At 46.6% G+C, this 13,321-nt stretch carries 9 protein-coding genes, 1 other RNA gene and 4 pseudogenes; 3 read left to right on the plus strand and 11 right to left on the minus strand.

The window, feature by feature from the left end; all coding sequences use genetic code 11:
- Nucleotides 1-171 precede the first annotated feature (171 nt).
- The 4 genes from ssrS to queF all read right to left on the minus strand — a co-directional run bounded on the left by ssrS (nt 172) and on the right by queF (nt 4,662).
- A non-coding RNA gene (ssrS, locus tag L21SP3_RS07290) (6S RNA) lies at nt 172-358 on the minus strand.
- A 47-nt stretch (nt 359-405) separates the two neighbouring features.
- Nucleotides 406-2,418, minus strand: a complete 2,013-nt coding sequence (gene pheT, locus L21SP3_RS07295; RefSeq protein WP_077540224.1) for a phenylalanine--tRNA ligase subunit beta — start codon at nt 2,416-2,418, stop codon at nt 406-408.
- Between the two features lie 135 nt (nt 2,419-2,553).
- Nucleotides 2,554-4,257 carry a glutamine--tRNA ligase/YqeY domain fusion protein gene (locus L21SP3_RS07300; protein ID WP_077540225.1) on the minus strand — a complete coding sequence of 568 codons (1,704 nt, stop codon included), beginning with the start codon at nt 4,255-4,257 and terminating at the stop codon, nt 2,554-2,556.
- Nucleotides 4,258-4,293: 36 nt separating this feature from the next.
- The gene (gene queF, locus L21SP3_RS07305; RefSeq protein ID WP_077540226.1) at nt 4,294-4,662 is read right to left on the minus strand and encodes a preQ(1) synthase; all 369 of its coding nucleotides are present in this window, start codon (nt 4,660-4,662) and stop codon (nt 4,294-4,296) included.
- Nucleotides 4,663-4,795: 133 nt separating this feature from the next.
- Here queF and queC point away from each other — a divergent pair, with 133 nt between their 5' ends.
- The 3 genes and pseudogenes from queC to L21SP3_RS07320 all read left to right on the plus strand — a co-directional run bounded on the left by queC (nt 4,796) and on the right by L21SP3_RS07320 (nt 7,540).
- Nucleotides 4,796-5,491: a 7-cyano-7-deazaguanine synthase QueC gene (gene queC / locus L21SP3_RS07310; RefSeq protein ID WP_077540227.1), complete on the plus strand. Its 696-nt coding sequence runs from the start codon at nt 4,796-4,798 to the stop codon at nt 5,489-5,491.
- Nucleotides 5,492-5,609: 118 nt separating this feature from the next.
- Nucleotides 5,610-6,984 (plus strand): annotated as a pseudogene (locus L21SP3_RS12375) (DNA methyltransferase).
- A pseudogene (locus tag L21SP3_RS07320) lies at nt 6,905-7,540 on the plus strand (MjaI family restriction endonuclease). The pseudogenes L21SP3_RS12375 and L21SP3_RS07320 overlap by 80 nt, the downstream one beginning before the upstream one ends.
- Before the next feature lie 44 nt (nt 7,541-7,584).
- On the opposite strand, the gene L21SP3_RS12410 reads toward L21SP3_RS07320, so the two are convergent.
- The 7 genes and pseudogenes from L21SP3_RS12410 to L21SP3_RS07345 form a co-directional block, all read right to left on the minus strand.
- On the minus strand, nt 7,585-8,094 hold the full coding sequence (locus L21SP3_RS12410; RefSeq protein ID WP_227806842.1) for an ATP-binding cassette domain-containing protein: 510 nt from the start codon (nt 8,092-8,094) through the stop codon (nt 7,585-7,587).
- Nucleotides 8,095-8,133: 39 nt separating this feature from the next.
- Nucleotides 8,134-8,448: pseudogene (locus tag L21SP3_RS12415) on the minus strand (ATP-binding cassette domain-containing protein); the annotation flags it as partial.
- A 153-nt stretch (nt 8,449-8,601) separates the two neighbouring features.
- A pseudogene (locus L21SP3_RS12420) lies at nt 8,602-9,477 on the minus strand (ATP-binding cassette domain-containing protein); the annotation flags it as partial.
- A gap of 87 nt (nt 9,478-9,564) precedes the next feature.
- Nucleotides 9,565-10,101 carry a translation initiation factor IF-3 gene (infC, locus tag L21SP3_RS07330; protein WP_315850249.1) on the minus strand — a complete coding sequence of 179 codons (537 nt, stop codon included), beginning with the start codon at nt 10,099-10,101 and terminating at the stop codon, nt 9,565-9,567.
- Between the two features lie 42 nt (nt 10,102-10,143).
- Complete coding sequence (gene thrS, locus L21SP3_RS07335) at nt 10,144-12,066, minus strand: threonine--tRNA ligase (RefSeq protein ID WP_077540230.1); 1,923 nt, start codon at nt 12,064-12,066, stop codon at nt 10,144-10,146.
- A gap of 164 nt (nt 12,067-12,230) precedes the next feature.
- Nucleotides 12,231-12,764 carry a class I SAM-dependent methyltransferase gene (locus L21SP3_RS07340; protein WP_161488140.1) on the minus strand — a complete coding sequence of 178 codons (534 nt, stop codon included), beginning with the start codon at nt 12,762-12,764 and terminating at the stop codon, nt 12,231-12,233.
- Nucleotides 12,765-13,005: 241 nt separating this feature from the next.
- The gene (locus L21SP3_RS07345) at nt 13,006-13,299 is read right to left on the minus strand and encodes a hypothetical protein (RefSeq protein ID WP_123785163.1); all 294 of its coding nucleotides are present in this window, start codon (nt 13,297-13,299) and stop codon (nt 13,006-13,008) included.
- Between the last annotated feature and the right edge of the window lie 22 nt (nt 13,300-13,321).

Genomic DNA, 13,321 nt, shown 5'->3' on the forward strand with positions numbered 1-13,321 from the left:
TCTGAGCTCCTTTCTTATAGTTAAGAGGGCCTGCCGGAATGGTAAATCCTCCCACATTACCATAATTCCGACAGGCCCTGTCTAAACACTTCCATTTAGATCCTTTCTGCAATATATTTCAAACTTTGCGCATAAAAAACAGGGCCCGCTAAAAGCGAGCCCTGCTGATATCTAACTTCCGCGTGTGCCGTTCGGAAAGCGATTGCAAGAACCCTTGCAATCAACGTGGGCAGCCGGCCAAGCAGTTTGAAAGTCCCGTTTTTTCAGGCATTATCTCACCGCAAGGCTAACGAGCTTCCCTATATAAACTTCATCGGTTCTCCAATTAAGCTGACCGTAACAAACACCGCAGAAGCTCAACTCTGATTTAATTATATCATTGCCAAAAGGGCAATTCAAGCAAAATCAGCTTGTTCTGAGCTCTGCATCAAAATTATTTGTCAGAGCGTCTATGAGAGGCTTTTCAAACTTATCTACCTGCTCGTGAGTGAGTGTGCCGTCGTCATCCCTGAAGACAAACTGCATTGTCAGGCTTTTCTTGCCTGAAGGGATTGGTTTGCCGCGATATGTGTCTATGTAGTCAAATTTCTCGAGCTGTTCAGGGGCATTCGCTTCGACAACCCTTTCTATATCGAGCCATCTGAGCTCTTCGGAAACTATAAGCGAAATATCCCGTTCTACAGAAGGGAATTTTTGCAGCCTTGCCACCTTGAACTGCTCGCCCATGAGTGAATAGATTTTGTCGAAATCTATCTCAAGCATCGCAGGGCGCGAATCTTTCAGGCCGATCTTGTCGCATACGCTCTTTGAAAGCCTTCCGCAGATTCCAACGCTCTCTGAATCGATTAAAACCTCGCCGGCGGGGTCTGCCCAGCATACAGAAGAAGGGCGCACCTGAACCGAAGCAGTTTTGCTGTAGCGGCGGACAAGCCCTTCCACAATACCGCGGAGCTCTCTGATATCCGCCTCGGCTGTCATAGCAAGCTTTGTTTTCTCGTTGAGCCGGGAGCCTTCGAGTTCGTATGTATCTGCTATTTCATAAAACTTGCATCCTGCATTGCCGAAGTTCTTGTTGTTTTTCATTACCTCCGCAAGGCTGCCGGAAAGAGTTTGTCTGAGCAGATTAGAGTTTTTCCGTGAAACATCCTTAACGGCCATATATTCCTTCTTAGACCTGCCGGTGAACAGCTTTGCAGTCTGCGGGTCTGTAAAGGTTATTCCGAGAGTTTCGTAATAGCCGCAGCCGTTGAGGTATGCCCCCACCTGCTGCATACACGTCTGACGCGGGTCTGCCTTGGCGGCGCGGATGGTAATCTTATCCTCCACAGGAATCTTATCATAGCCGTAAACACGGGCGATCTCTTCGATGAGATCAATCTCTCTTGTAATATCGTTTCTCCACGTTGGCGATTTGCACTTCACCGCCCCGCTTTTTTTGTCTGACTGAGGATTGAAGCCTAAGTCCTCAAGGATGCTGAATACCTTTTTCTCCGGCACATCAAAGCCGAGAATCTGAGTAAGCCTTTCAGGCCTGAGGGTAATCTCAGGGATCTCTTCAAGCTCTGAGCAGCTGTCTGCAATGCCCTTTGCTGCCGCCCCGCCTGCAGCCATAATAATAAGCTGAGCGCACCGGCGAGATGCCCACTCGATACTGCGGATGTCTATATTTCTCTCAAAACGGAAACTCGCCTCGGAACCGAGCCCGAGCCGCCTTGCTGTAGTGCGAACGCTTACAGGATCGAAAAACGCCTCTTCGAGAAGAATTTTTGTGGTTGTCTGGCTTACTTCCGTTTCAAAGCCGCCCATAACCCCTGCAATCGCTACGGGATTTTCCTCATCAGCTATCACGAGCATATCAGGTTTGAGCTCGCATACGGTGTGGTCTATGGAGGTAAGCTTCTCGCCTGAAATTGCCTTGCGCACGTTTATCGTATCGCCGGAGAGCTTATCATAATCGAATGCGTGCGGGGGCTGGCCGCATTCAAGCATCGCGTAGTTTGTGGCATCTACAACGTTATTCACGCTGCGAAGCCCGCTCGCCTCAAGCCTTCGAACCATCCATTCAGGGCTCGGGCCAACCTCAATGCCCTCGATATAGCTCGCTGTATAACGTTTGCAAAGGTCGGTTTCGTTTATGTTTACCGCCAGATGACGGCCAACCTCCGAGTCCAGCTCTTTGAGGCTCACTTCAGGCAGCTTCAGAGGGCTGCCCGTGGCAACGGAAAGCTCACGTGCAACGCCGATATAGCTCAGGCAGTCGCCGCGGTTGCTCGTTACCTCGATATCGAGAACCGTATCATCGCCGAAGCTGATCATCTCCTCAAGCGGAAAACCCAGATCGCTGAGGATATCCCCAATCTCCTCGGGGCTTATGTTCAAGTCAATATAATCCCTTAACCATTCCAGAGAAATCTTCATTTCATCACCAAATTAAATTAGCATATTTTGCGGGTAAAGCCCTGAATTGTACTGAATCAATTCAATTTCTCAAGCAAAAGCGAGCAGATTTGAGTGAAAGGCGGACTCGCCTGCTGAAGGAGGAAGGGGAAACGATTATTTTTTTTCCTGCTGCTTTTTTTTCTGCATTTTGGCCCACGTATCTTTCAGCGTTACTGTTCTGTTGAAAACTATATTCTCCGGGCCTGAGTATTTATCCACGCAGAAATAGCCGATCCTCTCAAACTGATACCTATCTAAAGGCTTTGCATTTTTCACGCTTGGTTCTATAAGGCAGCTGTCGATGGTCTGAAGCGAATTTTCGTTTATGTTAGCGGTAAAGTCCTGCCCCTGTTCTGTCTGTTCGGGATTTTCGGTGTTAAAAAGGTGCTCGTAAATATTCACCTTCACCCTCAGTGCATGTTCAGCGGAAACCCAGTGCAGAGTTCCCCGCACCTTTCTCCCGTCCGGCGAGCTTCCGCCTCTGCTTTCTGGGTCGTATGTGCAGTGAACCTCCGCTACCTCTCCGTTTTCATCGAGCTTGTAGTCATGGCATTTGATGAAGTATGCCCCTCTGAGCCGAACTTCCCTGCCCGGTGCGAGGCGGAAGAACTTGCGGGGAGGGTCTATCATAAAGTCTTTTTTCTCAACGTAGATTTCCTTTGAGAACGGAACTTTCCTCATGCCGGCAGATTCATCTTCCGGATTCACCGCTACATCAAACTCTTCGCTTCCGTTTTCAGGGTAGTTTGTGATTACAACCTTCAGCGGATCGAACACAGCCATCACCCTTGGCGAATTTGCGTTTAAGTCCTGCCGGAGGCAGTGTTCGAGGAGGGCATAATCAACGGTGCTGTTGAATTTGTTTACGCCAATCACCTTGCAGAAATTTCTTATTGCCGCGGGGCTGAAGCCTCGCCTTCTCATACCTGATATCGTGGGCATTCTCGGGTCGTCCCAGCCGTCAACATAGCCTTCCTGAACGAGTCTGAGGAGTTTGCGTTTGCTCATAACGGTGTATGTAAGATTCAGGCGGGCAAACTCATACTGATGCGGCCTGTGGACGGGCAGATTATCGAGAAACCAGTCGTAGAGCGGGCGGTGATGTTCGAATTCGAGGGTGCAGATTGAGTGAGTGATGCCTTCGATTGAATCCTCGAGGCCGTGCGCCCAGTCGTACATCGGGTATATGCACCATTTATCGCCTGTGCGGTGGTGGCTTGCGTGAAGGATTCGGTACATAACAGGATCACGCATATTTATGTTCGGGCTCTTCATATCGATTTTGGCTCTGAGAACCTTTTCGCCGTCGCCGAATTCGCCGCTGCGCATCCTCTGGAAAAGCTCGAGGTTCTCCTCAACGCTCCTGTCTCTGCTGGGGCTTTCTTTGCCGGGCTCGGTGAGCGTGCCGCGGTATTCGCGAATCTGCTCGCTCGAAAGATCGCATACATAAGCCTTGCCCTGCTTTATCAGCTCCACTGCGAGCTCGTACATCTTCTCGAAATAGTCGGAGGCGAAATAGAGGCCTTCGTTCCAGTCGAACCCGAGCCAAGAGACGTCTTTTTTTATCGATTCTACATACTCATCTTCTTCTTTGCATGGGTTTGTATCGTCAAATCTCAGGTTGCACTGGCCGGCGAATTCTTCGGCTATCCCGAAGTTCAGGCAGATGCTCTTTGCGTGGCCAATGTGGAGATAGCCGTTCGGCTCAGGGGGGAAACGCGTTACAACTTTGCTGCACTTGCCCGAGTCGAGATCGTTTTTTACGATAGTTCTGATGAAGTCAAGTCTTTCTGTGTTTTTTGTATTTTCACTGTCCATTCTTAGCCCATTCAGCTTTTATGTTCAAAGTTTAATCTAAGACTGCTCATTGCAGGTTTTGCTTACATATTCGCAGACAACCTCAGTGGAAATTCCGCCTCTAGGGGTAAATGAAGCGGTAATCTTCATCCATTTTGGCTTGCAGCATTCCACGAGGTAATCGAGTATCTCGTTGGCTGCAGATTCGTAGTAGATACCGCGGTTTCTGAAGCTCTGCATATAAAACTTGAGGCTCTTGAGCTCGATGCAGTATTTATCGGGGCAGTAGTCTATGCTTATAGTCCCGAAGTCCGGCTGCCCTGTAACCGGGCAGACGCTGGTAAACTCGGGCACCTCTGTGCTTATTACATAATCCCTGCCCGGGCGGGGATTATCGAATAAATCTATTTTTGTTTCGCTGGCCATAATATTTGCTCTAAAATTTATAACGGTTATACTCACATATACTAACCGGCAGGCGGGCTGTGATTATTCCGCTTGCCGCAAAGCTGTAATTCTACAGAAAACAAGCAATATTGAAACATTAAAGCTTAAAGATATGCACGATAAAAACAAAGCTGTTGTACTGCTATCAGGCGGGCTTGATTCGGGCACAACCGCTCAAATCGCCTCAAGCGGGGAATTGGAAATCTATGCAATGAGCTTCTCTTACGGACAGAGGCATACTGTGGAACTGGAGGCAGCCAGCAAGATTGCGGATTTCTGCAAAGCTCGGGAGCATCGGATTATCGATATAGACCTAGGCAGGCTGGGCGGGTCTGCACTTACCGACAGCTCAATTGATGTACCCAAAGACAGGAGCGAGGGCGAGATGGCCTCGGGGGTGCCGAGTACATACGTTCCTGTAAGAAACCTCGTGTTTCTCAGCTATGCACTTGCTTGGGCGGAAGTTCTCGGGGCGTTCGATATTTTTATCGGCGTGAACAGCCTTGATTATTCCGGCTACCCGGACTGCCGGCCGGAATTCATAGAATCATTCGAGAAAACCGCCAACCTCGCCTCTGCTGCATCCGCTGAAGGAGGGGGCAGGTTCAAAATCAATGCCCCGCTTATGCAAAAAACCAAGGCCGAGATAATCCTTGAAGGCAAGCGGCTGGGCTTCGACTACTCTCTCACGCACAGCTGCTACGACCCCGATGAAAACGGACTAGCCTGCGGCAAGTGCGACAGCTGCAAGCTTCGATTGAAAGGCTTCAGAGAAGCCGGCCTGAAAGACCCGATTAAATATCAATAGATTTCTCACCAGCAATCAAATTTGAACGCACTTGCAAAATTTTGACAGTGCATAAGCTCAAGTTATAATCGATTTGAATTTTTGAACACCAACTCTCATTTTTGGAGATAATCGAATTATGAAAACCAGCCACTTAATAATAAACGGAGACAGCCGAAATATGGCTGAACTGGCTGATGAATCAGTCGGTTTGGCTGTAACATCCCCCCCCATACTGGCAGCTGAAAGATTACGGCTCTAGCAATCAAATAGGTTTTAATGACAGCTACGAGGATTACATAAACAATCTTAACCTTGTGTGGAAGGAATGTTACAGGGTTCTAAAAAAAGGCAGCCGCTTGTGTATAAATATTGGAGACCAGTTCGCAAGAGCTGTTTACTACGGCAGATACAAGGTTATACCAATCAGAACCGAAATTATCAAGTTCTGCGAAACTATAGGTTTCGATTATATGGGGGCTGTTATATGGCAGAAAAAAACTACTACTAACACAACAGGCGGTGCATCACTTATGGGGAGCTACCCATACCCTAAAAACGGGATTCTCTCAATAGATTATGAGTTTATTTTGCTTTTCAAGAAGCTCGGCAAGCCGGCAAAGCCAACAAAAGAACAAAAAGAAAAGTCAAAAATGACCAAGGAGGAATGGCGCAGTTATTTTACCGGCCACTGGTATTTCGGCGGGGCAAAGCAGGACGGTCACATAGCAATGTTTCCTGAAGAATTGCCTAAAAGACTTATTAAGATGTTTTCTTTTGTCGATGAAACAGTATTAGACCCATTTCTCGGGAGCGGAACAACAACGCTTGCTGCCCAAAAACTCAATCGTAAATCTGCCGGGTATGAAATTAATCCTGAATTCATTCCGCTTATCAAAAAGAAATTGGAAATTGATAAAGGGAAACAGTTTGAAAATTCAGAAGTTGAATTCAAAGTGCAGCAAATCGAGCAGCCCTGCTGCACAAACGAGATTGAAAAACTTCCTTACAAATTTGAAGACAGCCACCGCTTTGATAAAAAGGTAGATCCCAAAAAGCTTCAGTTTGGCTCTAAGCTTGATAGCAGCAGGAAAGATAAAAAGCTTGAAGAAGGATTTTATTCTGTGAAGGAAATAATATCCCCCAATCTGGTTCAGCTGAAGAACGGGCTGACAGTCCGCCTGCTGGGGATAAAAGAAAAACAGGGAGCAAATGGGGAAGCAATGGAATTTCTTCGCCTGAAAACTAAGGGGCAGAAAGTATTCTTCAAATATGATCAAGAAAAATACGACCAAGACAGCAATCTGATGGTTTATCTGTATCTCAAGAATAAAACTTTTGTAAACGCCCATTTAATCAAAAAGGGCTTAGCTGAAGCTGAGAAAAACGGTGAGTATAAAGAGAAAAGTAAGTTCATAAAATTGGAAGAAGGAAATGGCAAAAGAGCGGATTTTGAACAGCGCGATGAACCGGTTTCAACTGAATTTCAAAAGGAATGTGGGAGCAACATCTGAGAACATCAGGAAATGCGATCCAAAAACTCTTCAGGAATGGCAGAATTATTATTTCTGAAACGTCCGCTCCAAAGAACACATAGAAGAGTTAGGCAGAAAGCTCTACATTAAAATTACAGAAGTTATACAAGCCGAAGTTGAAGAAATCACAGAGCAGGACTGCATTGAATATATATTCAAAATGGTTATTGACCGAACTTATGACGGCTATGTAACAGAAATAAATACAGTTTATGGGCAGCTTGAGCAGAAAATTGGCTGCAAGATTGAACCTGCCCCGGACAAATGGGACAGACTTTACAACGTTGACTTTTACATCAAGGTAAAAGATAACTATCTGGGGATCCAAATCAAACCTGTCAGCGAAGGGATTCAGCTTTCGCAAATCTTCAAAGAAAGGGGCCTGCAGGCTCATTCTCACTGCCAGTTCAGAGAAGTTTTTGGCGGCAAGGTTTTCTATGTATTTTCTTCAAAAGTAAACGGCAAAAAGATGATAAGAAACCATGAGGTTGTAGAAGAAATCAAAGAGGAAATCAGGCGTATAGAAAACGCTTAAACGCAGACAGTTTATGTTTAAAAATTATTTTGATCACCCCGCCACTATACCTTGCCTTCTTTAATCTGTTCGAGGGTTTGCCAGCGGTCGTATTTTTCTTCAAGCTGTTTTTCAAGATCTTTGAGCCTCGTATTAGATTTTGCGATCTGCTCAGGAGTGCTTTTATAGAAGTCCGGGTCTGCAAGGTCAGAATGAAGCCCGCTGAGTTTTTCCTCAAGTGTTTCGATTTGCTCGGGCAGTTTCTCCAGCTCCTTTTTTTCGTGGTATGAGAGCCTTCTGGGCTTTTCTGAGGACTTTTTCTGCTGTTTTGCAGGCTTTTTTTCGGGCCGTACTGCCTTGGCTGCATTAAGCTTTTCTCGGATATAATCGTCATATCCGCCTACATACTCGCGTACCTTCCCGCCGCCTTCGAATACGAGCGTGCTTGTAACCACGTTATTCAGGAATGCCCTGTCGTGGCTTACGATAAAGATTGTGCCCTGATATTGAGCGAGCTGTTCTTCGAGCAGTTCGATTGTTTCGATATCAAGATTATTCGTTGGCTCATCAAGCACGAGGATGTTGGAGGGCTTTGCAAAGAGCTTCGCAAGAAGAAGCCGCGTTCTCTCGCCGCCGGAAAGGGCGGAGACGAGGCTCTTTGCCCTGTACGAAGGAAAGAGAAAATCCTTGAGATAGCCCACGGCGTTTCGGGATGTCCCGCCGAAATTTATGTTCATAAAGCCGTCTGCCACGTTCTCAACGAGCGTTTTGTCGTAGTCGAGTTTGTTATGGAGCTGGTCGAAATATGCAACTTTCTGATTCGTGCCTCTTCGCACTCTCCCGCTGGAAGGTTCAAGCTCGCCGAGAATGAGCTTGAGCAGCGTTGATTTGCCAACGCCGTTCTCGCCGGCGATTCCTATTCGGTCGCCTCGGAAAAATTTGGCGGTAAAGTCTGTAACGATGTTTGTTTTCCCGTCGTAACTGAATGAAACGTTTTTCAAATCCGAAACGAGCATACCGCTTGCCTCGGCCTGCTGGAGATTGAGCTTTGCGCTGCCTTCCGGGCTGGTTCGCTCCCGCCTCATCTCACGCATCTTCTGAAGCTCTCGCACGCGGCCTTCATTGCGTGTACGCCGTCCCTGTATGCCTCTGCGTATCCAAACCTCTTCTTCAGCGAGCTTCTTATCAAACTGCTTTTGATGCGCCTGCTCGGCATCAAGGAGCTGTCTTTTCCGTGCGAGGTATTCATCGTAGCTGCATTCAAAGCTTCGCAGGAAGCCTCTGTCCAGTTCGAAGATTCTCGTTGCGAGCTTTCGGAGAAATGCGCGGTCGTGCGTGATGAAAAGCAGCGTTGCCTGAGAACTTAGCAGAAGCTCTTCAACTTTTCTGATTGAATCTATGTCAAGGTGGTTGGTGGGCTCATCAAGCAGGATCAGATCTGGGCTTCCGGCCAGAACCCTTGCGAGAAGTACTTTTCGCTTCATACCTGCCGAAAGGCTGTAAAAACTGCTCTGCAAAGGCAGCTCAAGCTTTGAGGCAGCCGCCTCAGCCTGAGTTTGAATTTTCCACCCGCCTGCTGAATCAATCTCTTCAGTAAGGCTGTGGAGGGTTTGAGTTTCCTCTTCAGTATGCTCGTGAGAAGCGGAAAGGCGGAGGAATTCAGAAAGCTTCTCCCCTGCGGGGCCTGCGCCTTTCAGTATTACATCAAATATGCTCCCCTCGAGGCTTGCTGGAACTTCCTGCTCAAGCGAGGAGATTTTCAAGCCCTTCTGGAAGTTTAATTCCCCGCCGAGGGGTTCAAGCCTGCCTCTGAGAACATTGAGAAACGTAGTTTTCCCGCAGCCGTTTCTGCCCATGAGAGCGAGCCTTTCGCCCTTCTCAACTGCAAAACCGGCCTTATTAACAAGCAGTGGCCCGCCGTAGCCGGCGTCCAGATCTTTGGCTACTATTATTGACATAATTTAAAATAAAGAAAAAACTGCCCCGGATGTACTGAAGGAGCTTCAGTAAAAACGGCAGGCAGCTTTTATGTTTTTCAGTAAAACTCAGGTAGGAGAGACAATCATTATCATTCTTCTGCCCTGCATATTCGGGGCTCTGTCCACCTTAGCCACATCTTTGAGCATCTCGGCAATCGAATCCATCAGCTCTTTGCCCTGATCGGTATGCGCCATCTCTCTGCCTCGGAAACGCAGAGTAAACTGCACTTTATCGCCCTTATCGAGGAACTTTCGTGCGTGATTAACCTTAACATCCCTGTCGTTATCGCCGATCTCGGGCCTGAGCCTGATTTCCTTCAGGCTAACCACATGCTGCTTCTTGCGAGACTGCTTCTGCTTTCGCTTCTGCTCGTAGAGCCATTTGCCGTGATCCATAATCCTGCACACGGGCGGCTCAGAATTAGAAGCCACTTCAACCAGATCAAGCCCGACTTCAAACGCCATATCAAGGGCCTGCTCTGTTTTTACAACACCTACCTGATTGTTCTCGTGGTCAATGAGGCGAACTTCAGGAGTTCCTTTTTTGATCCTCTCATTAACCCGGGTACTGTTAGTCTTGCTGATAGTATATACCTCGTTAATTTAACATTGAAAAATTACTGTTTATTCCTGCATCGATTCTGATTACAGGCTTATTTCAAGCTCTGCTTCTCGCGATTTTGCCTTCTCTGCCATTTCCGCAATAACTTTATCACAGTCTGCTTCGAGCGTTTCTTTTACAGACCTTGTCCTCAGGTTCACAGCTTTCTGCTCCTGTTCCTTCGGGCCTGCAATCATCATATACGGGAGCTTATCGGTGTGTGCTTTTGCGATTTTTGCTCCGATTTTATCATCGGAAAGGTCTGTACCTGCCCTGATGCCGGCATGCTTGAGCTTCTTTGCTACAGACTGAGCATAGTCGTTTGTTTTCTCGCTTATAGACAGCACGCGCACCTGCTCGGGAGAGAGCCAGAGAGGCATTGAACCTGCATAATGCTCGATAAGTATGCCCATAAATCGTTCGAAAGAGCCCAGAACAGCCCTGTGCAGCATTACCGGCGGTTTCTCCGTATTGTCCGGTGCGGTATAAACAAGGTTAAACCGCTCGGGCATTGAGAAATCCAGCTGTATTGTACCGAGCTGCCAGCTGCGTCCGATTGCATCTTCCACATGGAAATCAATCTTAGGCCCGTAGAAAGCGCCGTCGCCTTCGTTTATTACAAAATCTATATCCTTGCTTTCCAGAGCGCCTCTCAGGGCACTTGTTGCCTTATCCCAGATCTCATCGGAGCCGATGTGTTTCTCCGGCTTGGTTGAGAGCTCAATATGGAAATCTGAGAAGCCGAAGGTGGAGTACATCTCGAAGACAAGATCAATAACCCCCACCACCTCGCTCTGAATCTGCTCCGGAGTGCAGTATATGTGCGCATCATCCTGAGTAAACTGGCGTACACGGACGAGCCCGTGAAGCGAGCCGCTCGGTTCGTATCTGTGCACGAGGCCGAGCTCGGCATATCTGAGCGGGAATTCTTTGTATGAGTGTTTGGCCGAATTGTACACGAGGCATCCGCCCGGACAGTTCATCGGCTTAATTGCATAATTCGTTTCCTCCACTGATGTGAAGTACATATTCTCCTGATAATTGTCCCAGTGGCCTGATCTGTGCCAGAGCTGTTCGTTGAGCATTATCGGGGTTTTGATTTCTTCGTAGCCGTATTTATCGTGCACCTCTCTCCAGAAGCTCACGATGCTGTTCCAGATTCGCATCCCCTTCGGGTGCAGAAACGCAAAGCCCGGGCCTTCTTCATGGAAGCTGAAAAGACCAAGCTGCTTACCGAGAACTCTGTGGTCTCGTTTTTTGGCTTCTTCGATCCTGTGGAGGTATTTCTTGAGCTCCTTTTTGTCCCGCCAGCAGGTGCCGTACACCCTCTGGAGCATCTTTTCCGAGGCGTCGCCGCGGTAGTATGCACCGGCTACGCTCATCACCTTGAACGCCCCGATTTTAGATGTGCTGGGTACATGCGGACCTCGGCAGAGGTCTCTGAAGCCCTCTCCCTGATAGTAGAAGCTGATTACATCGCTTCCCGCACGCTCGATATTGTCTGTTTTGTAGCGGTCTGCGGAAACTTCCCTGAGCCCTTCTTCTTTTGTCATTTCAATGCGCTTGAAGGGTTTGTCCGCCTTAACAATCTCGGCCATCTTATTCTCGATAGCCTCAAAGTCTTCTGTGCTTATCGGTTTGTCAAGGTCTATATCGTAGTAGAAGCCGTCTTTAACGACCGGCCCGTAAACTAGCTTCGCCTCAGGCCAAAGAGAAAGGATTGCCTCGGCCATCACATGCGCGCAGCTGTGCCGCATTATCTCAAGCCCCTCTTCATCCCGGCTGGTAATAATCTTCAGCTCAGCATCTTTGTTTATTTGCGAGCTCAGGTCGAGCTTCTCGCCGTCCACCTCTGCTGCAACAGCCGCTTTGGCCAACCCTGAGCCTATCTTTTCCACTATCTCGTATATCGTGGAGCCTGATTCAGCCTCTATAAGCTTCCCGTCAGGCAGTTTTATGTTAATCATCTGTTATTTCCAATGCAGTTCTATCAGAACAAAATTTAACGATTTACAATGATAATCTCGTAATATCAAAAGTCAAGAATCACAGACAAAATCAGGGGGTACTTATTGCTTTAAAAGGCATTTAAATATAGTAAAACAAGATTTTTAGACTTTATGGCTTTATACTACTTTTTGCAAATATATACTGGCTGGCTTGGAAGATTACACTTTTTTATAAGTTTTTGAGACACAAAATCTGCAGGATAGTATTTTTCGAAATTAAAGCCAGAAATTTCAAGTTTGTCTTCAAAATCGATACCATAAACTCTCATGTGATCCACATTTCCAAATCTTCGAATTCTTTCCTGCGGGTCATCAAGCTCTAAATCTGCATCTGTTACTTCTAAATTCTCATTGATTGGTATTGACAGCAGCATCCAGCCACCCGGTTTTAATACTCTATAGAATTCAGTAAGGGCTTTTTTATCATCCGGAACGTGTTCTAAAACGTGGCTTGAGTAAATAACATCAAAACTTTCGTCAGGATAGTTTATATCAGTTATATCTATCTTCTCCATAGCCTCAGGACTGTTTAAATCTGCACTAAGGTAATCAATATGGGATAAATTAGAAAAAATTTCAGTAAAACATTTTTCTGGAGCAATATGAAGCATTTTTTTCTGCTTTTGAGAATTCAGCAAATCGGTTTTTTCTTTCATAAGAAACCAGAAAAAACGATGCCTTTCAAAAGAGCTGCATACCGGGCAAATAACCCCCTCTCTATTTTTTTCTCTGAAGAAGAATATGGCATAAATCTTTTCAAATGAGATCTGCATATCGGACAGTAACAACTAAAACCGAAATTCAAAACCTTTTTTTTGAGCCTATCTGCCGGCTTCCTTAAGGGTTTAGGTATGAGGTAATACAATTTGGACATTATTCTTTCTGCCTTTCTTTATTTTATCTCCACTTCCACCATCCGTTAGGACTTGAACCATATTCCAGCCTTGCCTTTAATTTTTCAGCATCAACGGCTTTAACATGTCCATCAATAAATGCCTGATTACTCAGCTCTGGAACGCCTCCCCATAAATGAGAGTTAAATGTAGAAAAATTGTAACTTTTATCCTTTCCGATATTTCCATAAGGGGAATATTTCATTCGGCAGCTGATTTGATCAGTTATTACAGGATTAGTTTTGCCCCTCTTATCATAAGTTTTACAAGGACCTCTGCAATCATTTTCATCAACCACAGTAAAAACCGACTCACTTTCA

Source organism: Sedimentisphaera cyanobacteriorum (assembly GCF_001997385.1).
Classification (GTDB): Bacteria; Planctomycetota; Phycisphaerae; order Sedimentisphaerales; family Sedimentisphaeraceae; genus Sedimentisphaera; species Sedimentisphaera cyanobacteriorum.

What these genes read in the sequence shown, in the direction of transcription:
- pheT (WP_077540224.1), bottom strand. Translation starts at nt 2,418, where the DNA reads ATGAAGATTTCTCTGGAATGGTTAAGGGATTATATTGACTTGAACATA.
- L21SP3_RS07300 (WP_077540225.1), bottom strand. Translation starts at nt 4,257, where the DNA reads ATGGACAGTGAAAATACAAAAAACACAGAAAGACTTGACTTCATCAGA.
- queF (WP_077540226.1), bottom strand. Translation starts at nt 4,662, where the DNA reads ATGGCCAGCGAAACAAAAATAGATTTATTCGATAATCCCCGCCCGGGC.
- queC (WP_077540227.1), top strand. Translation starts at nt 4,796, where the DNA reads ATGCACGATAAAAACAAAGCTGTTGTACTGCTATCAGGCGGGCTTGAT.
- thrS (WP_077540230.1), bottom strand. Translation starts at nt 12,066, where the DNA reads ATGATTAACATAAAACTGCCTGACGGGAAGCTTATAGAGGCTGAATCA.
- L21SP3_RS07340 (WP_161488140.1), bottom strand. Translation starts at nt 12,764, where the DNA reads ATGAAAGAAAAAACCGATTTGCTGAATTCTCAAAAGCAGAAAAAAATG.